This window comes from Ornithinibacillus halophilus (assembly GCF_900129485.1).
GTDB classification, from domain to species: domain Bacteria; phylum Bacillota; class Bacilli; order Bacillales; family Amphibacillaceae; genus Ornithinibacillus; species Ornithinibacillus halophilus.
In genome coordinates, this window is sequence record NZ_FQVW01000001.1 from 252,132 (window position 1) to 278,013 (window position 25,882).

Consider the following 25,882-nt stretch of genomic DNA (forward strand, 5'->3'; position numbering starts at 1 on the left):
CCTGACAATTAGAGAATAGGTATTAAATTCACATAAGTTTCACTCATTCACTTTATATTTTTAGAATAAATGGTTTATACTATACAATAAACTCATTCAACAACAAGAAGGTGTAGGCTTGAAAATAAAAGATTTTATGATTACTGATGTTATAAGTGTTACAGAAAAAACCACTATCCGAGATTTATTGCAAATTTTAGTAGAAAATAAAATTGGTGGAGTTCCCGTACTTGATGATGATAGAAAATTAGTAGGGGTAATAAGTGATGGTGATGTCATTCGTTATCTCCAACCAAAAGCTAGAACGGTTTATGATATGTTTTCACTAGTATTAGTTAGTGAAGAAGAAGCATTAACGGACAAGATGGAGCGTACTTTAGATGAGACGATAACATGTATAATGAAAAAGAAAAACATATTATCCGTTCATCCTGAAGAAAGGCTGGAAGATGCCCTTTCCATTCTATCGAAATACCACTTTAAAAAAATACCAGTAATTGATAATACAAATACTGTAGTTGGAGTTATAAGCAGAGGAGATTTAATACGATATATCTCTAATCGCTTACTAGCTAATAATGCATGAGGCTTGGATTAAAATTTTATAGCTTAATCAAGATCCGAACAAATTCTATTGTTCGGATTTTTAGTGGTCACGTAAATTCTATCGCTACGGAAAATACACTTCGCTGGTTTTGGCATCAATATCAATTTAAAATAGATTGATGATTGGAGCGGAGGCAGTCGAGTCCTTGAAAGTGCATCTCCATTTGCATTTTCTACGTGCGATGTTCCTCTGACGAAGCCTTCCTTGAGACTAGGATTACTCGCCCTACCAAAAAAATCCGTCCTGCGGAAACAGCACGTCACCGAAGACCCCAAGAGGTGTACCTGCGTCTTCTAGAAAATCAAAGAAGTCAATTCCTCGGTACAAGGCAACAGAGAAGTTTATTCAAGTAGTCGCCTGACTAAGGCCGTGCCCGAGGATAGCGACTGCCAGCAGCGGAAATCAACTATGCTCTAACTTTGAGTTTTCTATTAACTATAAAACATCAATTTCTCTGTCATGCTGTGTAGAAATTGTATTGTATATTGCGTATAATGGGAATTGTATTCTGTTTACACCTAAATTACAATAAAAATTCCTTACAGTTTAAGGAAACTAAAATAAAGATAGATGAAAAGGCTTAAATGAAGGGGATTGTATAATTTGACTGTTATTAGTGAATTAAACAAAGGGGAAATACTAAAAAACATTGCAGCTTATTATAAAATAATGTTAGACAATAAAGATGATGTAAATGCCAATAAAATGCTAACGCTTTATAAAAAAATTCAAAATGAAGAATTTCAAATTAGTTTTTCAGGTCACTTTTCTGCTGGTAAATCATCTATGATTAATGCTTTGCTGGGGAAAGATATTTTACCGAAGAGTCCTATACCAACAAGTGCTAATATTGTAAAAATATCAGAAGGTGAAGGTACTGCTCGTATCTTTTTTAAAGAAGAACAGCCGATTGAATACAGTGAACCATATGATATGGAAATGATTAAAGACTACTGTAAAAATAAAGATGAAATAAATCGTATTGAACTAACAACATCAAATCCTTTGTTATCAAATGGAGGTTGTATAGTTGACACTCCCGGAATTGATGCAGCAGATGATGCCGATCGATTAATGACAGAATCATCCTTACATCTAGTGGATTTATTATTCTATGTTATGGATTATAACCATGTTCAGTCTGAAGTTAACCTATACTTTTTAAAACAATTACAAGAAAACCAAATACCATATTTTATTATAATTAACCAAATTGATAAACACGATGAGAGCGAAATCCCATTCAAAACATACGTTTCCAAAATTAAGCAAACATTTGAGCAATGGGGACTGTTACCTGAGGAAATTTATTATTCATCTTTGATGAACTCAAATACTCCGCACAATCAATTTGAACTTATTCAACAGAAATTAAGTAGTCTGTTGAATAATCAAGATACAAACATGCGTTTGGATGGAGCAATAAAGCAAATACTTCAGGACCATAAGAAATATTTGGAGCAAACTTATAATGAATTATTAGATGTTGGGGAAGAGAATACTTCCGTAGATCCCAAAGATGTGAACCAACTCCAAGTGCAAATACAGACTATAAAGAATAAACCGAAAGAAATTCAGCAATCCATCCAAGAGGTTGTGAATACCACACTTAAAAATGCATATATCATGCCTGCAGAATTGAGAGATAATGCTGAAAGTTTTCTAGAGTCTCAATCCGATAACTTTAAGGTTGGAATTATTGGATCAAAGAAGAAAACATTAATGGAAAGAAAGGAAAGAACTGAGCGTTTTATCAATGCACTTCAAAAAAGTGCTGAAACTACTGTCCAATGGAGTTTACGTAACAAGTTAACAGAGTTGCTGAAGGACTTTAACATTACCAACCCAACTGTTATCCAGAGATTCCAAAACATATCTGTTGATTATCAGGACTCAGATGTGCAGAAACTCGTAAAGCCTGGTGCTAAATTGAATGGCGACTATGTTCTAAATTTCACTAATGATATTAGTACAGATATTAAAAATAAATACAAACAAAATATTCAACAGCTTTTACAGGATTTGATTGATTATATTAAGAAAGAAGACCAGGAACAGCTTAGTAAATTAGTTTCTAAACAAGAGAAACTCGAGGAACAAGTAAATAAACAAGAGAAGGCAACTTCCATTCAAAATGAATTAGAACAAAAGCTATCCACGCTAGATAGTTTACCAAAACCAGCAGATAATGTACGTTCATTGATAGAAGAGGAATTACAAGAGCAAAATAAAACAATTATAAAAATGGATTCTTCCTCCCTTACTTTTAATAAAAAAGAGGGAAAAGTTGAAGCCTCCTCAGAAGATAAACCTAATGAGTCAGTTCGATATAATGTTGAGGATGTAATTTCCAAAGTTGATAAGTCCATTCAAACAATAGAGGAATTACCAGGTTTTCAATCCATTGTTAATGACTTGAAAGATAAACATAATCGTCTTAAAAATCGTACATTGACGATTGCATTATTCGGTGCTTTCAGTGCGGGTAAGTCTTCTTTTGCAAATGCATTAATGGGAGATAATATTTTACCAGTATCACCAAATCCAACGACAGCTGTAATTAACCGTATTAATCCAACAACGATTGATAATAGTCATGGAACAGTTGTGATACTGATTAAGAATGAGGAAATTTTAGTTAAAGATCTAAAACATATAACAAAAATCTTTGAGCCAAAAGCACAAACATTTCATGAGCTTATCCAATGGGTATCAACTAAAGAGATTTATAAGAGAGATGAGTTAGAAAAGGTATATCAAGATTATTTAATTGCTTTAGTTAAAGGTTATGAGGAGCATAGTCAATCCTTCGGGAAAGAAATTCGCATCTCAATAAAAGAGTTTTCTGAATATGTAACAGATGAACGAAAAGCATGTTATATTGAAGCAGTGGACTTATATTATGATTGTTCTATTACGAAGCAAGGAATAACGTTAGTGGATACACCAGGTGCAGATTCTGTCAATGCGAGACACACAAATGTTGCATTTGATTATATCAAGTATGCAGATGCAATCCTTTATGTAACGTATTATAATCATGCTTTATCACGAGCAGATCGAGATTTTCTAATGCAACTAGGTCGAGTGAAAGATTCTTTCCAGTTGGATAAAATGTTCTTTATCGTCAACGCTTCTGATTTAGCCCAAGACCAATCAGAATTAGAAATGGTTGTCACCTACGTTAAACAACAATTAGTCGAGTTAGGTATTCGTTTTCCTAAGATTTTCTCTGTATCAAGTAAGAAATCGGCTAAAGAAAAGGAAAGCAATATTGAGTTAAATCAAGAAATGAAAATCTTTGAGGAAGAATTGTACGCATTTATTCATGAGGATTTATCGGCACTACTTGCAGAAGCAGCAATGCTAGACATCAAACGTGCTGAAAAAATGGTAACTAATTATATTGATACGATAAACTTATCGTTAAAAGATAAAGAAAACTATCGCGTAGATTTACTTCAAAAACAGGAAAAGCTTATTAAAATGCTTGAAGATATTAATGCAACCATCTATGAGGGTAGAATTGAAGAAAAAATCGAGAAACAATTACATTATGTTCACGAACGATTAGGCATTCGATTTCACGATTTATTTAAAGAGAAGTTTAATCCAACAACTGTTACAGAAACAGGGAAAAAGGCTAAAATCGAGTTAAGCCATAACTTAAAATCTTTAATAGATTACGTTGGTTATGAACTGTTACAAGAAGTTCGAGCAGTTTCCTTACGAATTGAGTCCTATTTAGATGACTTATTAAAGGAGATTTATCAAGAACTAACCAAAAATGTAACACGAATCGATGAACGTTTTATTTTACCGAGTTTAAATGATTTAAAATTATCTACTCCTGAATATGAACAAGGCCTTGAATCTTTGGATATGATGAAGTTTGATAAGGCATTATCTCTTTTTAAAGGAACAAAGGCATTCTTTGTAAATAATGAAAAAGAGATAATGAAAGAGGCAATTTATAAAGCATTATCTCCAGAAGTAAAGGACTATTTATCAACTATTGATCAGCAAATGGAAGATGCTTATAAAAACCAATGGATAGAATTATGGAATGAACATGAGGATTTATTCGTTACAAGTATTAATGATTATGTTGATAATCAATTATCAATGATGTCTAATAATGTGGATGTAAACATATTAGAAGATAAACTAAAGATACTTCAATATCTATTAAGAGAAGGATGAAATAAATGAAGCATAATATTTTATTAGTAGACGGAATGGCATTGTTGTTTAGAGGTTTCTTTGCAACTTCTTTTCGTGGAAACTTTATGAAAAATAATAAAGGAATTCCTACCAACGGAATCTATCAGTTTTTGCGTTATTTCAATGACGCCTTTGAGACTTTCAATCCATCTCATGTGATTTGTTGTTGGGATATGGGAAGCAAAACTTTTCGTACTGAATTATATGATGGATATAAAGCAAACCGTTCGGCACCACCTGAGGAGTTAGTACCTCAGTTTGATTTAGTAAAAGAAGTCGTGGATGCACTAAATACACCAAATATTGGTCTTGAGAATTATGAAGCTGATGATTGTATTGGAACATTGGCAAAGAATTATTCTAGTAATCACGAAGTAACGATCTTAACTGGGGACCAAGATATATTGCAATTAGTTGATGAAGGCATTCAAGTTGCCATTATGAGAAAAGGAATAGGAAATTATGAAGTATATAATACCGAAAATTTCTATGAAAAGATGGGGATTTTGCCAAAACAAATTATCGACTTAAAAGGGTTAATGGGGGATACTTCTGATAATTATCCTGGGGTTAAGGGTATCGGTGAAAAAACGGCCTTAAAATTACTAAAAGAACATGAAACCATTGATCAATTACTAGAAAATATTGATCAATTACCAAAAGGGGTTCAAACAAAAATTAAAGCAAATCTAGATATGTTAAATCTATCTAGAAATTTGGCGGAGATTAAATGTGATGTACCCATCTCTTGTGAATTAGACGATGCTTTATGGACTTATGATCGTAACAAAGCACAACAAAAATTTGACGAGTTGGAGTTTAACCATCTCGTCAAATTGCTCGGATAACTACGGTTTTAAAACAACTTTAATACAATCGTCTTTTCTTTCAGTAAAGATATCATAAGCATGCTGTGCTTCATCTAGCGGTAGTTTATGAGTAATAATATCCGTTGGGTCAAACTTACCTTTTTCAATTTGATTATAGAGCTCTTGCATGTAAGCACGTGCAGGGGCTTGTCCCATTTTTATGGAGATATTTCTAGAAAAGAAGGCACCTAATGGAAACATATTATACAATCCTCCGTAGACCCCAGTCAGTTGGACTGTTCCACCTTTTTTAACTGCCTTTGTTGAAATTTGAATCGGCCCAATTGTTCCCCCCTGAAGTTTAAGTTTCTGCTCAACAAATTCTAACGGGGATTTCTTTCCATCCATACCTACACAATCAATGACAACATCGGCACCACCACTAGTAAGCTCTTTAAGTGTTTCTCCCATGTCGTCATATTTTGTGAAATCAAATACTTCAGTTTTATTTACCTTTTTTGCATGATCTAATCGATAATCAAAATAATCAATAGCAATTACACGTTCTGCTCCTTTTTGCCATGCAAATTTCTGGGCCATTAATCCAATTGGTCCACATCCTAATACAATTACAGTATCACCGTGTTTGACCCCAGCATTTTCCACGCTCCAATATGCTGTCGGTAAAACATCGGATAAAAATAGTAATTGCTCATCTTCAAGTTCACAGTTCTCAGGGATTAAAAATGGGGTATAGTTACCAAAAGGAACACGTAAATATTCTGCTTGTCCACCTGGATAGTTACCAAACTTTTCTGAGTAACCGAAATATCCACCTGAATCATAATGTGGGTTAGAATTATCACATTGACTTTGTAAATGGTTATCACAATAAGGGCAGGTTCCACAAGCAACAGTAAATGGGATTACAACACGATCTCCTTTTTTAACTGTTGTAACATCTGGACCTACTTCTTCTACAATACCCATTGGTTCATGACCAATAATATAATCAATAGGGAGTGGGAAATTACCGAGAAAGAGATGAATATCTGAACCACAAATCGATGTAGATGTAATACGAACAATAACATCTTCTGGATCTTTTATAATGGGATCTGGAACCTTTTTTACTTCGACAGATTCCTTCCCCTGGTAAGTAACTGCTCTCATAACTTGAAGCCTCCAATTAAAGTTATTCAATCATATATATTTTTAATTAAATGATGTAATTTATACGGAACAGAAGATAAAACAAAAACCTGTATCATATAAGATACAGGTTTTTGCCAATAATCGACTCATTAATTGTTGTTATTGTTGTTGTTGTTGCGATTGTTGTTACGATTATTGTTGTTATTGTTGTTGTTGTTATTCAAATCATCGTTGTTTAGAAACTCATTCTCATTCGCAAACTCAACATTATTTGCATTGTTGTTATTATTGTTGTTGTTGCGATTGTTATTGTTGTTTCTATTTCGCTTAGCCATTCCTTAACCCTCCTATATATGTTTTTAGTGAAAATAAGTACAGATGGACTAGTCCAAAAGCCTCATTTCACTTACAACAAATAGGTTACCCCGATATTTGAAAAAAATTCTATTTTTACATAAAAAAATAGTAATTATTTTCCAATACCACCTTTAAATTGGAATATAACTAATGAATTGCTAAAATATAATGTATACTGTTTAAAAAGGATGATTTGATGCGTGTATACAACAATGTTTCAGAACTTATTGGAAACACACCAGTAGTTCGATTAAATAAACTTACAGATCCTAATGGTGCACAAGTCTATGTTAAGTTAGAGATGTTTAATCCAAGCAAAAGCGTGAAAGATCGTGCTGCTTTTAATATGATTAAAATTGCAGAAGAGAAAGGCGTTCTCAAACCAGGTGATACGATAATCGAGCCAACTAGTGGCAATACTGGAATCGGACTTGCAATGAATGCAGCTGCAAGAGGTTATCGTTCTATATTAGTTATGCCTGACAATAGTACAATAGAAAGAAGAAATTTATTAAAAGCATTTGGAGCTGAAGTTGTGTTAACCCCAAGTGAGGAAAAAATGCCTGGAGCTATTAATAAAGCACTCGAATTACAAAAGTTAATCCCAAATTCTTTTATTCCACAACAATTTGAAAATCAGGCAAATCCTGATGTTCACCGTAAAACGACAGCACTAGAAATTCTAGAGCAGATGGATCATCAATTAGATGCATTTGTATGTACAGCAGGGACCGGTGGTACAGTAACTGGGACAGGAGAAATTTTAAAAGAAAAGTTACCGAACTTACATATTACAGTAGTTGAACCACAAGGCTCACCTGTTCTTTCAGGGGGACAACCGGGTAAACATAAATTAGTTGGGACTAGTCCTGGTTTTATTCCAAGTATATTAAATACCAACATTTATGATGAAATCATGCAAATTAAAGATGAAGACGCAGTAGAAATGTATCAATCGATCGCACAAAAGGAAGGGGTATTTATTGGACTTTCTGGTGCAGCGGCTGTATTTGCTGCAATAGAAGTAGCCAGTCGATTAGAAAAAGATCAAAAAGTCTTATGTATTGCCCCCGATACTGGCGAACGTTATCTAAGTATGGGTTTAATATAATTTTTTTCATCCACTGGCTATCTCCAGTGGTGTTTTTTTGCTATGATAATAGTATTGCTTTGAATTTTAGCAATATTAATTCGTTTGTAAATAGGGGGAGAAATGAGACTTCATAGCATTTTTATAATTATTAGTACTTTAATAACTTGTACCATATTAGCCTTTATAGAACATGGTATGGAAAATAATTACGTCATAAAAACAATCCTAAAAATAGTATTATTTGCATTGAATATCGGCACTTATGTGCTACTATTTAAAAATTTTAAGGTTAAAGAACTAATCTCAATAAAGAAATTATCCAAAAAAGAATGGAGACGGATATTCCTACTAGGTTTGTCTTCAGCAATAATTGTTTTAATTGCCTTTTTAATTACAAAACCATTTTTAGACTTGAATTCAATTAAGCAGGATTTGAACAATCGTTTAGGAATTACAGCCTCGACATTTATCTTTGTTGGCTTGTATATCTCCTTTGGCAATTCATTTATAGAAGAAGTATTTTTTAGAGGGTTTATTTTCTTCAACTTACCTAGGAAATGGGGATACCTTTACAGTCCATTACTATTTTCTACATACCATATTCCTATGATCATGCTTTGGTTTGAACCTCTTATTATCGGAATTTGCTTTATTGGTCTATTGTTGATAGGTATTATCTTTCAAAAGGTTAATGAAAAGAATGGCACAATTTGGTCTTCGTGGATTATTCATATTTTTGCTGATATTATGATTATCATTATTGGCTGTTTTATCTTTTACACGTAGTATTACAGAAACTTCCAAGTAATTCTATGCATTGGCTTTTCAGAGTAACAGAAAATAGAAGCAGTAAGTCAATGAGTTTACATGGAGGTGAAATTTAATGAAGAAAAAGATTGTAGCGTTCCTGTTAATCTTTACATTAGCGTTTCCTTTTGCATCAAACGCACAAATTAAAATGTTTAATGAACCACCTTTTGATTTTTACAAAGTTTCAAAAGGGGATACATTTTGGTTTATTGCAAAGCGCTATGGCTTAGATTATCGTGAATTGATGCGATTAAATCCTAGTGTCGCACCTACAAACATGCAAATAGGAGATGTAATCAGATTACGTGGTACAGCTAAAAGTCCAAGTACTTTTGAGGAACAAGTAGCTCAACTAGTGAACCAAGAGAGAGCAAAACATGGTTTATCAGCCTTAAAACACCGAGCTGATATAAAAAATGTAGCTGAAAAGAAAGCAATGGATATGATTAACTCCAATTACTTTTCACACACAAGTCCTAACTATGGTTCGCCGTTTGATATGTTAAAGACATTTGGAATTAGCTATCGAACTGCAGGAGAAAACATAGCAAAAGGCCAGAAAACTCCACAGGAAGTAATGAATGCGTGGATGAATTCTTCAGGACATCGAGCCAATATTCTTAAACCAGAATTTGACTCTATTGGAGTGGGTTATCATCAAGGTGCATGGGTTCAAATGTTTACGGGTTCGTGATCAGTAACGTCCAGAATAAACTCTGGGCGTTTCTTTTGAGATTTTATGCTTATTAATAAGGGGGAGATTCATTTGCATTTAAAAGAACTGCGAGAGTTGTTAGAAAAAAATCGAAATCCAGATAATGCAATACATATGGAACGGTACATGAAAAATAAATTTAAATTTTTTGGAATTAAAACTCCAGAAAGGTGTAAAATTACAAGTCAATTTTTTAAAGACAGTGGGTTACTAAATAGAGAATTTAACACTGATTTTGTCCTACATTTGTGGCAACAAGAAGAAAGGGAATTTCAGAACATTGGTTTGGACTATATTGACAGGTCCTTGAAAAAAATATCTAAGGGACATTTCCCCTTGATACAACGTCTTATAACTTCAAAATCTTGGTGGGACACAGTGGACATGCTTGCTCAAAAACCTGTGGGTCTTATAGCTAAAAACCACCCTGAAATAATAAATCAAACCATTGAGGGCTGGTCAAATGGGGAGAATTTATGGTTGAGAAGAACATCCATTCTATTCCAATTAAAGTATAAAGAAGATACTGATGAGCAATTGCTTTACCGTTATATCAAAGAAAACGTAGATAGCAAAGAATTTTTTATTCAAAAAGCAATTGGTTGGGCTTTACGAGAATATTCAAAAACAAATCCTGAATCTGTCAGACAATTTATCAACGAAAATAACCTTGCGAAATTAAGTATTAGAGAGGGAAGTAAGTATATTTAGATTTAGGAGGATTTAGTTTCTAGATCCTCTAAAACTTCTTTCTTTAGGTTCCAATAATAGACGCGAGGCAATCCCCAATAATTCCAGTATTCAGTAGTCAAAGAAACACCAACGAATAAAATGAGTGACCAATCTAGATTTTTCATTTAAATTACCTCCTTAAAACACCTTATTATTGAAACAGCTTGTCATAGAACGGTGATAAGAATTCGAGCGGTTTAAATTTACTAAACGATAAAATGATTATAGAAATGTACAAAAGTGATACGCTTATAAAGAAAAGCCATCAATTGTTGGTATAATTAATTGAAGTCATAAAAGTCGGTTTAGATAATACAATAGAACCAACTTGCTACGAGAACAAAAGAGCATTTAACCAGAGTAAATTTGAAATGTTCAATAAAGAAACACATAGGTTGGAGACAATAATATTTATAGATTTGGTTCATGACAATTTTTAATTTCCTAGTTTACATAATATTTATTATGAGAAGTCAGTGGTAGAAAGATCAATTTTGTCTCACAAGTAAAGTATACTTAAGATAGTGAGACAAAATTGAATATTTTTGCTTCTAACTAATTACCAACATATTTTGCATTTGGTCTATATATTGTATTGTTATTACTTTGTTCTAATACATGCGCACACCATCCAACTATTCTACTTGAACTAAAAATTGCTGTAAACAACGATTCATCAATCTCAATTGTTTTCATAATTGCTGCTGCGTAATATTCCACATTTGTATATAATTGATGATTTGGCTTTAGTTTCTTTAATATATTTATTGTTTCTATTTCCGTTTGTAATGCTAACGACATCCAGTTTGGTGTATTATCCAGCTGATTAATCGTATTTTTTAGTGCTTCTGCACGTGGATCCATAGTTTTATAGACTCGATGACCAAATCCCATAATTCGCTCTCCATTTTCCAACTTCTTGTGAATTGTTTCACTTATTTGTTCTTCTGTTTTAATTGATTCCAGTAATTGGATAACCCCTGATGGTGCACCACCGTGTAATGGGCCTTTCATAGTACCAATTGCGCTCGTAATAGCAGATATAAGATCGCTTTCTGTAGAAACCGTGACTCTTGCTGAGAATGTGGATGCATTTAAACCGTGCTCCATCGTAATAATAAGGTAGGTTTCTAGTATTTTTGCATAGTTAGAATTGTCGTTATCCTTTAACATATACATAAAATTAGCAACATGACCTAATTCCTTGTTTGGTTCGATAAATGGTAAATCATTAATATATCTATACCTATAAGCAATAATGGTAGGTAATATAGCTATTAACTGAATTGACTGTTCTGTTGTATCACTTGTTTTAAGTGTCATTGCAGAGACCATTGTTCTCAATACATCCATCATCGGTTGTTCTCTAGGCAGTTCCGATAAAATACGCACCATGTAATCAGGCATCACCCGATAATGAATCAACTTTTTTTCGAAGTTCTCCAATTCACTTTTACTAGGAAACGTTCCAAATAGAAGAAAAAATGCAGTTTGCTCAAATGTATAATTCTCAACAATCTCATCAACTGCAATGCCCCTGTATGATAATGTCCCCTTTCCCCCATCAATTTCACTAATTTTTGTTTCAAGTATCGTTACACCTTTTAATCCTGGTTGCTCCATATCCCTCTCCTCCTTATTTTAATTTCATTATAAATTATCTTAATTATTATTAAAATTTAATAATTTTTACTATAATAATAACTATAGTTTATTAATTGAGGTGAAATTATGGACATTCGAACCATTCAGGCATTCTTATTAGCAGCAGAACATGAAAATTTTCGAGTAGTTGCTGAAAAACTGTATGTAACGCAACCTGCTATATCGACTAAAATTAAGCTTTTAGAAAAAGAATTAGGGGACAAATTATTTATTAAAGAAGGAAGAAATGTAGTATTAACGGAGTTTGGACGATTCTTTTACGAAGAAGCAAAAAGTATCCTAACTTAATATGATCAAAGCATGAATAGATTAAATAGATTTAAACAGGGTTATCATAAAACATTACGTCTTGCCATCTCACCTATTCTATCTGATACTATACTCCCTGCCATTATAAATAAATATATCGAAGAAAATCCTCGAGTTGAACTTACAATTCATGTCATGGAATCCACTGAAATTTCCTCAAAAATTGAAAGTGGTGAAGTAGATATTGGGCTATCTTGTATTCCTGGTAGTTCGTGGGTTAAGTCTATTCAGTTCCATGAAGAAGATGTTCCTTTAATTATGCTTCATGACGGCTATGATAGTGAATCAGGGCCATATTTAGATGCTATTGAAATATTAAGCAATAATATATTATTTACTGACAACCATCCTGAATATTGGAAAATGTTAAAGCCAAAATTGTTGGAGTTTATTCCTTCACTAAAAATGATGAAAATAAATCAATCCTATATTACAAAACGACTTGTTTTAGAAGGCATAGGTGTTAGTTTTCTACCAAGATCAACAATTAGGCGTGAATTATTAGAAGGTAGACTGATAGAAGTACCATTTGATTATTTCGAACCTGCTACAGCTAGAATGTTTTTTATTTATAAAAATGACCATCTTGTTGATCATGATTTTACATCTTTTGTATCGGCATTTCACTTCAGTTAAACCTAGTTTCTAGGACAACTTACACTTTCATTTTCCCAAATAAAACAGACAGTTTGCCCTCTCATATGTAATTTCAATAAAGGGGCTAACTGTCTGTTAAATGCTATTCATTCATCTACAGTCAGTGTAAAAAGATGAAAATGAATAAAGTCGGATTTATTTTGATAAATCAATCTGCTTCAATGGTTTTTTTGCTGGTCCTTCGATCACTTCGCCTTTATATGAGAAGCGTGAACCATGGCAAGGACAATCCCATGTTCGATCGCCTGAATTCCATTCAACTTCACACCCCATGTGTGTACACGTTGTATCTAGTGCATACATATTTTCATCTTGATCTTTATATACTCCAGCCCTTTTACCATTAATCTTCGTAATGATTGCATCATCCGTTGATAATCCTTGAATTGTATCATTCGTAATTTCTAATTTTCCTTTAATCATATGCTTTGCCACATCAGCATTGATAGTTGCAAATTTCTTAATTTGGGGATCAGCGTGGAAGCGAGATGGTGTATATAACTCTTCAAATTCATTTTTTCCATGCACAATTTTATCTGAGAAAATTTTTGCTGCAATTGTTCCATTTGTCATTCCCCATTTATTAAATCCAGTAGCTACGAAAACGGAATCCTCACCTTCCTTAATCGATCCGATATAAGGAACTTTATCCAATGTAGTTAAATCCTGTGCAGACCATCGATATTGGAATTCTGAAATACCGAACTGTTCTTCTCCAAATTGCTGTAGTGCTTCGTAATGCTTAATTGTTGTCTCACCCTGTCCAGTTTTATGATTTTCCCCACCAATTAACCATAACTCTTGTCCATCTACTTTAGTAGAGCGAACAGACCTGGTTGGAGATTCAGCATTAATGTACATTCCTCCAGGATACTTTTGATCAGATTTTACTGCAATTACATAGGACCGTTCTGGATACATTCTAGCAAAATAAAAACTTTGCTTATCGTAGAAAGGGAAATGAGAAGCTACAATTACATGATTACATAGTAAACGGTGACCCTCTTTTGTTATAATGGCCGGGTGTTTATTATACTCCACATCAATGGCGACTGTATGTTCAAAAAATTGTACCCCATTATTTTCACATTCCTTAATAAGTCTATGTAAATATTTTAACGGGTGAAATTGGGCTTGTTCCTTCATTACTAAAGCTCGCTTGACTGGAATATCTAATGGAATCTCATCGGTTAAGTCCCCATTAATACCTAGTTCATCATATGCTTTTTTCTCTGTTTCTAGTTTTGATATGTAGTCATCCGAATTGGTATAAATATAAGCGTCTTCAACTTGATAATTACAGTCAATATTTAGATCTCGTATGGTAGTTTCAATTAATTTTTTTGCTTCCATTGCTGCTTGATAATATTGTAAAGCCATGTTTTTTCCGAAATGTTGAATTAATTCGTCGTATATTATTCCGTGCTGTGCCGTTATTTTAGCTGTTGTATGGCCAGTAGTTCCATTTACCAAAGTACTAGCATCAATTACAGTCACTTTTACACCCTGTTTTGATAACAAGTAGGCTGCTGTTAATCCAACAATTCCTCCTCCAACAATACCTACTTCTGTTTGTTTTTTCTCTTCTAGCTTAGGGTAACTAGGAATATCTGTAGAATCTAACCAATACGATTCAGGAAATTGGGGCATTTTCTCACTCAAATAAATCACTCCTATTCATTTTATCCTAGTATTATTTTTTACTATTTTTTAGATAATATTATACTTGGCGATCATCGTAAGAAAGAGGTTCGGTTAATTAAAAACTCAATTAATTCATAAATAAAAATCTGAACGAATTCGAAACCTATAGAGATAACGAATGGTTCAGATTTTTATTGTACCTATTCTTATAAACCTTGTCTTTTATAGTTAGAACGAGATCGATATTGCTGAGGAGCTCGTGCTGGATACCTGATTGGAAAACTAAATATGTGCACCAACTTTGTAAATGGGATTGATGCAAACAGAGCAAAAGCTGAAATGACATGAACTTTAAATAATAATGGTACACTTTGCATAAGGTCATATCTAGGTTGTAGAATAAATATGCTACGGAACCACGGACCGATTGTTTGACGGTATTCATACTCTACTACAGTTGTGTTATAGATAAGCGTCATATAGGTTCCTGTTCCAGCTACAAATAACAACGCTAACACAGTAAAAAAATCAGCAAATCCCGCTTTAATACGTACAGGGTCAATAGTCATTTTTCGAATTAATAAAATGACTAACCCTGCAACTACCATTAAACCGGCTAATCCCCCACCATAGATAGCACCAAAATGATACAAATGATCCGAAATACCTAGAGACTGATAAAATTCCATTGGAACTACCATCCCCATGAGGTGCCCAATGAAAGCAAACACGATTCCCCAGTGAAATAAAGGGGAGCCAATTCGAAGCCATTTTTTCTCAAAAAACTCTGTAGACGGAGCTGCCCATGTTAATTGCCTAAAAACGTAACGATAAAGAAGACCTACTATCATAATTGTTCCTGTTAAATACGGGAATATGACCCACCAAAATATATCGGCCATAAACACCCCTCCTCTTGATTTTAATTGGATACCATACTACTGATACATAATCGGGTATGGTAATTCTTCTAAGTCAGCTTCTTCTCGGTTGTTCTCCAATTGTTCAACTTCTGATTTTGTAGGATTTGGAAGTACATGATCCAACAATAGTTTCAGAATCCCAATATAAGGGTTTCCTAGGTCTAAGTTTGACACGATACGTTTCATGGCAACCCCTAGACGTTTTTCGAGTCGTTCTTTATCTTCAGTTGGAGGAGCAACTGCTAGGAACTCTAGTAACAACGGGATATAATCAACTAATTCTTTATCTTCCCTTTCATATCCCGCTTGCTTAATGATATTTTGTAACCGGATCAATGCTGCTCCTCTTTTTGTACTATCACCTAATTCGTGTGCAGTTAAATACAATCCTGTCTTTGCTCTTAAATCAAATGTACTAACATATAATTCTTGTATCTCTTGTTGGTTGAGGACGCTGAATGAAAGAAATGCATTCTTCCATTCAGCCTTAATTTTTTGTGATTCTAGTGATTCTTCAACTAACTGATTTAATTCCTTCAAATTCTTTTTAAAATCTTCGGAAGGGTAACTTAAAATGCGTGAAGCACCTATTAATAGAATCCGCTTATCTTGCTTCATAGTTTTCTCTCGCTTTCATATAAGCAAATGTTGGATTTACTCCTTCTGGTGGAGCAATGTCTTCTAAACTACACGCACCACGTTTATAGTGTAAGTCATCGTCCATCTCTCTTCTGCCTGTTGGAATTACATAACGCTCATCATATTTTGCTACTCCTAATAAGCGAGCCATTTCTTCAATCTCTTCAGGAGTGGTATTTGCTTGTTTCACTAATTCGCTTTGTTTAAACTCATCCACCCCACCAACAGTCTTTCCACGCATATACACTCTCATCGCTGAGAGCTTTAACAGCACTTTACGAACAAGTTCTTTATCATCAGCTGCAAGAATAGAAGCAAGATATTCTACTGGGATTCTCATTTGATCCACCGCTGGAATATAACCATCTGTATCAAGCTCGTCCTCATTTGTAATATGGTTCATTATTGGACTTAATGGTGGAACATACCAAACCATTGGCATTGTTCGATACTCAGGGTGTAATGGTAACGCAATCTTCCATTTCATTGCCATCTTATATACCGGTGATTCTTTTGCTGCTTCCAACCATGCATTATTAATCCCAGCTTCTTTCGCTTTTTCTTGAACCTCGGGATCAAATGGGTCAAGGAAACAAGATAATTGGGCTTCATACAAATCTTGTGGATCTTCAACAGAAGCTGCTTCCTTTACCTTGTCAGCATCATATAAAACAACGCCAATATAGCGAATTCTTCCTACACATGTTTCAGAGCAAATTGTAGGAAGACCAGCTTCTGTACGTGGATAACAAAAGTTACACTTTTCTGCTTTATGTGTGTTCCAGTTATAATAAACCTTATGATATGGGCACCCATTTTGACAAAAACGCCATCCACGACAAGCATCATGATCAACTAACACAATTCCATCCTCATCACGCTTATACAATGCCCCTGTAGGACATGATGCTACGCACGACGGGTTTAAACAGTGTTCACAAATTCTTGGTAAGTACATCATAAATGTTTTTTCATATTCCATTTTGATGTGCTCTTGCATTTTCTCAACATTTGGATCCAATGGGACAACATCACTACCACCTGCTAAGTCATCATCCCAGTTAGAACCCCATTCCGGTTTATCGATATATTTACCAGTTATCTCTGATTTTGGTCGTGCAACTGGTAAGTTTTCACTTTTTGGACTATGAATTAAATTTTCATATTCATACGTCCAAGGCTCATAAAAATCTTCCATTTCAGCCATATTTGGGTTGTAAAAAATATTTGCTAGTTTAGAGATTGGTCCACCAGCACGTAAGGTTAGTTTTCCATTTTTTAATGTCCAACCACCTTTATAACGCTCTGTGTCTTCCCATCTCTTAGGATAACCAGGGCCTGGACGTGTTTCCACATTGTTAAACCACATATATTCTGTACCAGGCCTGTTCGTCCAAGTATTTTTACATGTAACAGAGCACGTATGACACCCAATACACTTATCCAGATGCATAACCATTGCTACTTGTGCCTTAATTCTCAAGCCAATCAACCTCCTTCAGCTTTCTGACAATCGCCATCGTATCTCGCTGATGACCAGTTGGCCCATAATAATTAAATCCATAACTTAACTGTGAATAGCCACCAATCATATGGGTTGGCTTTAACGTAATTCGTGTCACACTGTTATGTGTACCTCCACGCTGTTTATTAATGGCAGTTCCTGGAACCCCCATGGTTCGATCTTGGGCGTGGTACATATAAATCATTCCCCTTGGTATTCGATAAGTTATCACGGCTCTAGCAGCAATAACACCATTTCGGTTGTAAATTTCAATGAAATCATTGTCTGCAATCCCAATGGACTTAGCATCATCTTCGTTCATCCAAACCACTTGCCAACCTCTAAATAGTTGAACCATAGGTGATGCTTCTGTAAACATCGTGTGAATCCCCCATTTTTGGTGTGGGGTTAAATATCGAACGGTTAATGATTGACCATTATCTTTTACACCCTTTTCATGCTTCATAAATGGACCTTTTGTAAGTGGTGGTAAATATAATGGTAAACCTTCACCAAAATCTAACATCATTTCGTGATCAAGATAAAAGCTTTGTCTACCAGTTAGAGTTCTCCAAGGGATGTTATATTCGGTGTTCACTGTAAATGGTGAGTATTTTCTACCATCCTTTTCCATGCCACTCCACATTGGGGTAGAAATAGATGTTTTTGGTTGAACAGAAAGAGATTGTAATGTGAAATCTTCTTCTTCACGGTTTATTGCAATTTCAGTTAATTTTTGACCGGTTTTAGCCTCCATGGATTTCCAGCCCTCGACAGCCCGTTTTCCATTTGTTGCACCCGACATTAACAAAATAGCATTAATAGCCTTTCTATCCGTTAAGAGATCTGGATTTCCTTTTCCAATTCCTTCTCTTTTCGATACTCCCAGTCTATCCTTAAGTTCGTTGAAGACCTTATCTCCAGGTAAACTAACCCCTTTTCCACCATAGCCTTTTTTCATATTTGGCCCGATTGTCGTCATTTTTTGGTAAACATTTGGATAATCACGTGGAATTACTTGTAAACTAGGCATCGTTTTTCCAGGAATCGGTTCAACTTCACCCTCACGCCAATCTTTAATTTTTCCATGTACTTGTGCAATTTCTCCGGGAGAATCATGTCCTAAAGGTCGCATAAGTAATTCTTCTGTTGCTGGCAGATGTTCTTCTGCTAGTTCCGAAAATACCTTTGCAATTTCTCTGAAACAATCCCAATCACTTTTCGCTTCCCAAGGTGGGGAAATTGCTGCATTAAACGGATGAATAAACGGATGCATGTCCGTACTACTGATATCAAACTTCTCATACCATGTTGCAGTCGGAAGGACAATATCAGAAAATAATCCGGAACTAGTCATCCGAAAATCAATACTGACAAATAAATCAGTTTTTCCTTCAGGTGGCACTTCAGAAACATTTACAGTTTCAGGTTGCCAAGAATCTTCTATATTGGTCATCACTTGATTTTCTCCACCAATTAAATGCTTTGCAAAATATTCATGGCCTTTCCCACTATCACCTAGTAAATTCGAACGCCAATTAAAGAATACTCTTGGGAAGTTTCTAGGGTCATCAGGATTTTCAATCGACCATTCAATTTCACCAGATTTAATTTGATCGACAACATAATCGATAACTTCTTTTTCCGTTTTAGCACCTTTTTCCTTTGCATCTTTTACGATATCAATCGAATTCTGTGAGAATTGTGGAAAAGATGGTAACCACCCTAAACGAGCTGAAAGCGCATTCACATCAGCCGGGTGCATATGATTATATTTCCCGTTCCAGGCTGACTTTTGTTGGTTACTCTCTGTCTCATAACGGAATTGTTCTGTTGCAAAGTAGAAAAAGGACGTACCATTTTGTAATCTTGGAATATTACCCCAGTCTGAAGCAAATGATACTAAGTTCCATCCCTCTACTGGTCGAACCTTTTCTTGACCAACATAGTGTGCCCAACCACCACCATTTACACCTTGTGAACCTGTTAATAATATTAGATTAAGGATGGAGCGGTAAATTTGGTCACTATGATACCAGTGATTCGTTCCACCACCCATTGCAATCATTGATTTACCTTTTGTTCGTGCAGCATTATCTGCAAATTCTTTGGCAATTTTTATGACGTGGTTACGATTTACCCCTGTAATACTTTCCTGCCATGCAGGAGTATACGGTTTGTCGTCATTGTAATCTTCTGGGTAATCACCTGGTAACTGACGATTAACTCCAACATGAGCCATCATTAAATCATACACAGTTGTAACCTTTAGTACATTGCCAACTTGATCTTTAATTTGTTTAACTGGTACTCCCCTTGAAACAGCTCCACCTTCTTCTTCTGCAAAATAAGGGAATGTCACTTGGATTACTTCATCCGAGGCATCAATAAAACTTAGCTTAGGAGCAATCGTTGATCCATCTTCTTTCTCTAATTCTGTATTCCATTTATTACTATCATCCCAACGATATCCTAAACTTCCATTCGGGATTTCTATTTGGTTTGTATTTTCATCCCAAACAGCTGTTTTCCATTCGCCAAGGTTATGCTGATCATTTACGTCAGATGCACGAAGAAAACGATCTGTCCGATACTCGTCTCCATGTTCACGGATGATGACAAGGAATGGTAGATCGGTAAATCGTTTTACATAATCTGTGAAATAAGGAATCTGTTGTTTTACATAAAATTCCGTTAGAATTACTTGGGTCATAGCCATTGCTAAGGCACCATCTGTCCCAGCACGCGCAGGTAGCCAAACATCAGCAAATTTTTCATACTCAGCATAATCTGGACTGACTCCAACTACCTTTGTTCCGTTATATCTGGCCTCTACCATAAAGTGTGCATCAGGAGTCCTTGTTTGTGGTAAATTCGTACCCCAAATAATAAAGTACTTCGTATTGTACCAATCAGCACTTTCCGGTACATCTGTTTGGTCTCCCCAAACCTGTGGTGATGCAGGTGGTAAATCAGCATACCAATCATAGAAACTTAGTAAAGTACCACCTAATAATGATAGGAAGCGTGCCCCACCTGCATAACTCACCATCGACATCGCTGGAATTGGACTAAAGCCAACCACACGATCTGGTCCATAGTTTTTAATGGTGTATATGATGGAACTAGCAATTATCTCACAAATCTCTCTCCAATCAGCTCTTACAAATCCACCTTTTCCTCGTGCTTTAACGATTTGATTTCTTTTTTCAGGATTTTGTTGGATGGATTCCCATGCTTGAATTGGATTATTTCCGGCTTCTTTTTCCTTTTTCCAAAGCTCATATAAATCACCACGAACGTATGGGTATTTCACTCTTGCTGGACTATATGTATACCAAGAAAAACTCGCTCCACGTGGGCATCCACGGGGTTCATATTCTGGATAATCATCACCGGTAGATGGATAATCGGTTTGTTGAGTTTCAGAAGTAATAATCCCATCTTTAACATAGATTTTCCAACTACAAGAACCTGTACAATTTACCCCATGTGTCGAACGAACAATTTTATCGTGTGCCCATCTTCTACGATAGATTTCTTCTGAATGTCTTGGCCTTGGACTTTCTTCCGTCCATCCATCGTTTATGGTATCTCCACGTTTTAAATACCTGAACGATTCTAACAATTTATTAGTTTTCTTAGCCATTTAAATACCCCCTTCATCCATGTTCTCAATTGGATTAAATCTTTCTCCAACTAATTTAAAACTATCATTACCTGCCTCTAATTCTTCTATGAATATACGCAAGGTAGGGGCATTAGCTGCAACTAATATAAGTCGTTCCAAAGCTTCCAAATCATCAATTTCATAGATGTTTTCTACAATACCAGGAGCTATATCGCCGAATCTCATCCTTAAAACATGAATTAAATCTTCACGATCTTGGACAAAATCTGCTTCATCTTCATATAGAAACAATTGTTCTCCTCCTTTGTTGACTGTATTCTTAGTTACGGAGCCATTCGCTTAAAGTAATCATCGATTAAAACTTGTTTACAAGATTCTCCTGTAGACGTTATAAAATCTTTTAGTTCATCACTCACATCTTCTATTTGTTTAAAGAAGAAAAACTGCTCTTTTTTATGTGCAAAATCATCTCCATGTCTTATGATTACTCGTATTCCATCTTCTTCTCTTATACCAAATACTTGAATGTCATATGAATGGATGTGATATTGATTTTCTAATTCTCTAGTAATAAGTCGATATAATGTAGGTGAAATAGATATTAGCGATTGGATTTGTTCATCTTTTTTCTCACCCATGAACCATCACCTCCAGAGAGAATATTAATGTTCTGGTAAGATTTTTTCTTCCTCTAAATTATGATACTGATCTACATGAACCAATGCATGAAATTGTTGTAAAACTTCATCATTAAGTGTATTAGATTCTATTGTTTCTTTAATTTCACTTACTAGATAGCGCATTGTATCATGGTCACGTATTAATGCAACAACTGCATCTTTTAGTTCTGGGTTTTCTTCTACAAGTTCCTTATATAATCCTTTTTCTTCTGCATCTGCGTGCCTCAGAGTTCTAGTTTCCCAATGCTCTATTGTAATATGTGCTATTTCTAAGGCTTTATCCATTTTTCCATCTTTTAGCAAATGGTCAAGAATTCTATTTAATTCCCTTGCTTCATTTAATGCTGCCTCATGAATTGCAGCATGACTATCTACCTTTTTTAATCCTGGTCCTGAAACCATTCATTCACCCCCTCACCACATTGCATGACACTCCTAAACAGGAGTATATTAAGTTTGCTAATAATTGAACGTAAAAAAATATACATCAACCATTATGATGCATTCTTACCAAAAATATACATGAATATCAGAACAGCGCCGACAAAATTCGACTGAATCAGCGATTGCACAAGACGTATTTAAACCTAACTAACCTAATTAATTTTTTCATAAAAAAAGGGACAATTAGCCGATTTTAAGCTAATTGTCCTTTTTATGTTTTAAATTAAACTAAGTTTTTACTTTTCAGTACTGTTTCAATTATACACTGAAAGTAATTCTATGTATTTACTATTACTTCCAGCACAAGGGCGACATTTATTCAAGTTTCCGTCGTTCGCTTTTACAATATCTTCTTTGCCTCGAGCGGACAGTACCATTTTCTATTGCTCTTCGAAGAACTTACGGTTTAGTGCGATATATTCGTTTTCTTCTTCTGGAACTTCATCTTCCATATATATTGCTTCAACTGGGCATACAGCTTCACATGCTCCACAGTCAATACATATATCAGGATCAATATAGAACATATCTTTTCCTTCTTCTATACAATCTACTGGACAAACTTCTACGCATTCCGCTGCTTTCTCGGTTTTACAAGGTGACGTAATTACAAATGCCATGTAAGACCCTCCTTTACATCTACGATAAAATATCAATGAAATATAAGATAAAAACGTTTTATTCTATTCAATAGTACCGAACTATTAAATTTCATTCAAGTATTTATCCATATATTCACCTTTTCGCCAATTTTTCATACGATTAATTAGTTACCATTATAAGGAGTGGATAGAATGGAAGTGATCGTAAAACAAAACGATACACTATGGTCTTTTAGCCAATTGTTTAATATACCACTACCACTAATTGAGCTATCAAATCGCAATGTAGCACCTAACGAATTAAATATAGGTGATCGTATAAAAATACCTGGATACCAATCCATAAAATACGATATTAAGCCGGACGATTCTCTTTGGAAAATTGCCCTGCAATTTAACATACCACTGCGGTATTTGTATGCCGTAAATTCTTATCTTGATGCTAACAATTTGAGAATAGGACAAATTATTAATATTCCTCATAGGGTTACTGATTTTGTAGTAAATGATATTGACCAATACGACTTTAATAAAATGCAAGCAGACATCAGAGAACTACTTGATGTGTATCCATTTATTCTTACTAATAATATTGGTCAATCAGTAATGGGAAAAGAAATAATAGAACTGCAACTTGGTAACGGAGAAAGACAAGTACATCTTAATGGTTCATTTCATGCCAATGAGTGGATTACAACACCAATCTTAATGAGATTTATAAATCACTTTTGCTTATCTTTAACAAATAACCAATCAATTAGAGGATTAGCTATGTTACCACTCTTCCTTCAAGCAACTTTATCTATAGTTCCTATGGTCAATCCTGATGGTGTAGATTTAGTTATTAATGGGAGTAATGCTGCTGGACAATATAAAGATGATGTATTAACAATAAACAATAGAAGTGAGAATTTTTCAAACTGGAAAGCGAACATACGTGGGGTTGATTTAAATAATCAATATCCTGCAAAGTGGGACATAGAAAGTGAGCGTAAACCATCAACTCCACAACCAAGAGATTTTCCTGGTTATCAACCTTTAACAGAACCAGAAGCAATTGCCATTGCAAATTTAACAAGAAGTAAAGACTTTGCATGGGTAAATGCTTTTCATACCCAAGGAGAAGTGATTTACTGGGGCTATGATGGATTAGAACCCCCAGTAGCGGAACCCATTGTTGAAGAATATGCAAGGGTCAGTGGCTATCGACCAGTCCAATTCGTTGATAGTTATGCAGGGTATAAAGACTGGTTTATTCAAGAGTTCAGACGTCCCGGTTATACGGTAGAATTTGGTTCAGGAATAAATCCATTACCAATTGGACAATTCGGTGAAATCTACGAAGAGTTTCTAGGAATTATGTTGGCAAATCTTTATCTTCAATAAAAATAACAGGCTTAATTGCCTGTTATTTTACCTCTTTAAAATATTCCTTTAGAAAACCACCGATACGATTACTATTATCAACGATGAAGTAAAATTCATCCGTTTCATTTTTGACATCGTATTTTTTACCTGGTGTCAGTTTATTATTTACAATAAATTTCTTTGCATCTGCATGTACACATTCTATTTGTTTTATTGTAGGAGCATTATCCCATTTATAGTGAATCAATTTCATACCTCTTTTCTACTAGTTTACATAATGAGATTATCAGCAACTAATCTCTAAATAAGTATAAATAATCTTCGTAGCCTTCTTCTTCCATATTATCTTTTGGAATAAATCGCATAGCAGCAGAATTCATACAGTAACGTAATCCCCCTGCTTCCTTAGGTCCATCTTCAAATACATGACCTAGGTGGGAGTCTGCAGTTTTGCTTCTAATTTCGGTACGTATCATACCGTGAGTAGTATCTGTTTTCTCATCAATTTCATATGGATCAACTGGTTTTGTAAAACTAGGCCACCCACATCCAGCGTCATATTGGTCCTTAGATGAAAATAGAACTTTACCAGAGATGATATCAACATAGATTCCATCTTCCTCATTGTCCCAATATTCATTTTGAAATGGTCGTTCCGTTCCATTCTCTTGTGTAACATGATATTGTAACGGCGTTAATTTCTTCTTTAAGTCACTCTTATCAGCTTGCCAAGTCTGCTTTATAAAATCCTCTCTACCTGACCCTTTTTTATATAGACGATAATGGAAGGATTGTTTCTTATAATAGTCTTGATGGTTCTCTTCTGCTTCATAAAATGGTTTTGCTGGAAGTATTTTTGTGACAATTGCTTTTTTAAACTTACCACTATTCTCTAACTGTTTCTTCGATTGCTCAGCAATTTCTTTTTGTTTTTCATTATGATAAAAAATAGCCGTTTGATAAGACTCACCACGATCATTAAATTGGCCACCAGGATCAGTAGGGTCAATTTGTTGCCAGAACGTTTCCACCAATTTCTCATAAGGCATTATTTCTGGATCGAATGTTATTTGTACTGCTTCTAGATGCCCTGTTGTGTTTGAGCAAACTTCCTCATAAGTTGGGTTGTCAACATGTCCCCCTGTGTATCCTGATACAACTTGAATAATTCCCGGGCGTTGGTCAAACGGCTCTACCATACACCAAAAACAACCACCAGCAAATGTAGCTTTTTCTGCTGCCATCATTCCACCTCCAAAACTTCAATCTTAGCTTCTATTTTTTCGCTTTTACCAATAAAAATCAAGTAAAGCG

Annotated in this window: 25 protein-coding genes; 10 read left to right on the forward strand and 15 right to left on the reverse strand. The window is 34.8% G+C overall.

Annotated features, from left to right (window positions below):
• The first annotated feature begins 118 nt into the window (after window positions 1-118).
• The 3 genes from BUB12_RS01285 to BUB12_RS01295 all read left to right on the forward strand — a co-directional run bounded on the left by BUB12_RS01285 (window position 119) and on the right by BUB12_RS01295 (window position 5,679).
• Window positions 119-586, forward strand: a complete 468-nt coding sequence (locus tag BUB12_RS01285) for a CBS domain-containing protein (RefSeq protein ID WP_072887193.1) — start codon at window positions 119-121, stop codon at window positions 584-586.
• 624 nt (window positions 587-1,210) lie between these two features.
• Window positions 1,211-4,810 (forward strand): dynamin family protein, encoded by a 3,600-nt coding sequence (locus BUB12_RS01290; protein ID WP_072887195.1) that lies wholly within the window; start codon window positions 1,211-1,213, stop codon window positions 4,808-4,810.
• A gap of 5 nt (window positions 4,811-4,815) precedes the next feature.
• On the forward strand, window positions 4,816-5,679 hold the full coding sequence (locus BUB12_RS01295; RefSeq protein WP_072887197.1) for a 5'-3' exonuclease: 864 nt from the start codon (window positions 4,816-4,818) through the stop codon (window positions 5,677-5,679).
• Here BUB12_RS01295 and BUB12_RS01300 read toward each other — a convergent pair whose 3' ends face one another.
• On the reverse strand, window positions 5,680-6,813 hold the full coding sequence (locus BUB12_RS01300) for a zinc-dependent alcohol dehydrogenase (RefSeq protein ID WP_072887199.1): 1,134 nt from the start codon (window positions 6,811-6,813) through the stop codon (window positions 5,680-5,682).
• A 131-nt stretch (window positions 6,814-6,944) separates the two neighbouring features.
• Window positions 6,945-7,130 (reverse strand): hypothetical protein, encoded by a 186-nt coding sequence (locus tag BUB12_RS01305; RefSeq protein ID WP_072887201.1) that lies wholly within the window; start codon window positions 7,128-7,130, stop codon window positions 6,945-6,947.
• Between the two features lie 218 nt (window positions 7,131-7,348).
• Here BUB12_RS01305 and cysK point away from each other — a divergent pair, with 218 nt between their 5' ends.
• The 4 genes from cysK to BUB12_RS01325 all read left to right on the forward strand — a co-directional run bounded on the left by cysK (window position 7,349) and on the right by BUB12_RS01325 (window position 10,481).
• A complete protein-coding gene (gene cysK, locus BUB12_RS01310; RefSeq protein WP_072887203.1) occupies window positions 7,349-8,263 on the forward strand; it encodes a cysteine synthase A in 915 nt (304 codons plus the stop codon).
• 102 nt (window positions 8,264-8,365) lie between these two features.
• Entirely contained in the window at window positions 8,366-9,031 is a 666-nt protein-coding gene (locus BUB12_RS01315; RefSeq protein ID WP_072887205.1) for a CPBP family intramembrane glutamic endopeptidase, read from the forward strand.
• A 97-nt stretch (window positions 9,032-9,128) separates the two neighbouring features.
• Window positions 9,129-9,749 (forward strand): CAP domain-containing protein, encoded by a 621-nt coding sequence (locus BUB12_RS01320; protein WP_072887207.1) that lies wholly within the window; start codon window positions 9,129-9,131, stop codon window positions 9,747-9,749.
• Between the two features lie 72 nt (window positions 9,750-9,821).
• On the forward strand, window positions 9,822-10,481 hold the full coding sequence (locus BUB12_RS01325) for a DNA alkylation repair protein (protein ID WP_072887208.1): 660 nt from the start codon (window positions 9,822-9,824) through the stop codon (window positions 10,479-10,481).
• 2 nt (window positions 10,482-10,483) lie between these two features.
• On the opposite strand, the gene BUB12_RS17800 is transcribed toward BUB12_RS01325, so the two are convergent.
• Both BUB12_RS17800 and BUB12_RS01330 read right to left on the reverse strand, forming a co-directional pair.
• Window positions 10,484-10,627, reverse strand: coding sequence for a hypothetical protein (locus BUB12_RS17800; protein ID WP_200801004.1), 144 nt, complete (start codon window positions 10,625-10,627; stop codon window positions 10,484-10,486).
• A 430-nt stretch (window positions 10,628-11,057) separates the two neighbouring features.
• Window positions 11,058-12,125, reverse strand: coding sequence for a citrate/2-methylcitrate synthase (locus BUB12_RS01330; protein WP_072887210.1), 1,068 nt, complete (start codon window positions 12,123-12,125; stop codon window positions 11,058-11,060).
• A 108-nt stretch (window positions 12,126-12,233) separates the two neighbouring features.
• Here BUB12_RS01330 and BUB12_RS17435 point away from each other — a divergent pair, with 108 nt between their 5' ends.
• The gene (locus BUB12_RS17435; protein WP_084063187.1) at window positions 12,234-12,455 is read left to right on the forward strand and encodes a LysR family transcriptional regulator; all 222 of its coding nucleotides are present in this window, start codon (window positions 12,234-12,236) and stop codon (window positions 12,453-12,455) included.
• A 12-nt stretch (window positions 12,456-12,467) separates the two neighbouring features.
• Window positions 12,468-13,112 (forward strand): substrate-binding domain-containing protein, encoded by a 645-nt coding sequence (locus tag BUB12_RS01335; protein WP_084063188.1) that lies wholly within the window; start codon window positions 12,468-12,470, stop codon window positions 13,110-13,112.
• Between the two features lie 156 nt (window positions 13,113-13,268).
• On the opposite strand, the gene BUB12_RS01340 is transcribed toward BUB12_RS01335, so the two are convergent.
• From BUB12_RS01340 to BUB12_RS01380, 9 genes are all read right to left on the reverse strand, one after another.
• On the reverse strand, window positions 13,269-14,783 hold the full coding sequence (locus BUB12_RS01340; protein ID WP_072887676.1) for an FAD-dependent oxidoreductase: 1,515 nt from the start codon (window positions 14,781-14,783) through the stop codon (window positions 13,269-13,271).
• Between the two features lie 200 nt (window positions 14,784-14,983).
• Complete coding sequence (gene narI / locus BUB12_RS01345; protein WP_072887212.1) at window positions 14,984-15,679, reverse strand: respiratory nitrate reductase subunit gamma; 696 nt, start codon at window positions 15,677-15,679, stop codon at window positions 14,984-14,986.
• A gap of 36 nt (window positions 15,680-15,715) precedes the next feature.
• Window positions 15,716-16,318: a nitrate reductase molybdenum cofactor assembly chaperone gene (gene narJ / locus BUB12_RS01350; RefSeq protein ID WP_072887213.1), complete on the reverse strand. Its 603-nt coding sequence runs from the start codon at window positions 16,316-16,318 to the stop codon at window positions 15,716-15,718.
• Window positions 16,305-17,822, reverse strand: a complete 1,518-nt coding sequence (gene narH / locus BUB12_RS01355) for a nitrate reductase subunit beta (RefSeq protein ID WP_072887215.1) — start codon at window positions 17,820-17,822, stop codon at window positions 16,305-16,307. The genes narJ and narH overlap by 14 nt, the downstream gene beginning before the upstream one ends.
• Window positions 17,812-21,492, reverse strand: a complete 3,681-nt coding sequence (locus tag BUB12_RS01360; protein ID WP_072887219.1) for a nitrate reductase subunit alpha — start codon at window positions 21,490-21,492, stop codon at window positions 17,812-17,814. Before BUB12_RS01360 ends, narH begins: the two co-directional genes overlap by 11 nt.
• Entirely contained in the window at window positions 21,493-21,765 is a 273-nt protein-coding gene (locus BUB12_RS01365; RefSeq protein WP_072887221.1) for a hypothetical protein, read from the reverse strand.
• 32 nt (window positions 21,766-21,797) lie between these two features.
• Entirely contained in the window at window positions 21,798-22,112 is a 315-nt protein-coding gene (locus tag BUB12_RS01370; protein ID WP_072887223.1) for a hypothetical protein, read from the reverse strand.
• 24 nt (window positions 22,113-22,136) lie between these two features.
• Window positions 22,137-22,556, reverse strand: coding sequence for a hemerythrin domain-containing protein (locus tag BUB12_RS01375; RefSeq protein ID WP_072887225.1), 420 nt, complete (start codon window positions 22,554-22,556; stop codon window positions 22,137-22,139).
• Window positions 22,557-22,978: 422 nt separating this feature from the next.
• A complete protein-coding gene (locus BUB12_RS01380; protein WP_072887226.1) occupies window positions 22,979-23,218 on the reverse strand; it encodes an indolepyruvate ferredoxin oxidoreductase subunit alpha in 240 nt (79 codons plus the stop codon).
• A 174-nt stretch (window positions 23,219-23,392) separates the two neighbouring features.
• Between BUB12_RS01380 and BUB12_RS01385 the strand changes: the two genes are divergently transcribed.
• Entirely contained in the window at window positions 23,393-24,586 is a 1,194-nt protein-coding gene (locus BUB12_RS01385; RefSeq protein WP_072887228.1) for a M14 family metallopeptidase, read from the forward strand.
• 22 nt (window positions 24,587-24,608) lie between these two features.
• Here the strand turns inward: BUB12_RS01385 and BUB12_RS01390 are convergent, their stop codons facing one another.
• Both BUB12_RS01390 and msrA read right to left on the reverse strand, forming a co-directional pair.
• A complete protein-coding gene (locus tag BUB12_RS01390) occupies window positions 24,609-24,815 on the reverse strand; it encodes a DUF6501 family protein (RefSeq protein ID WP_072887230.1) in 207 nt (68 codons plus the stop codon).
• A 46-nt stretch (window positions 24,816-24,861) separates the two neighbouring features.
• On the reverse strand, window positions 24,862-25,812 hold the full coding sequence (msrA, locus tag BUB12_RS01395) for a peptide-methionine (S)-S-oxide reductase MsrA (protein WP_072887232.1): 951 nt from the start codon (window positions 25,810-25,812) through the stop codon (window positions 24,862-24,864).
• Window positions 25,813-25,882 lie beyond the last annotated feature (70 nt).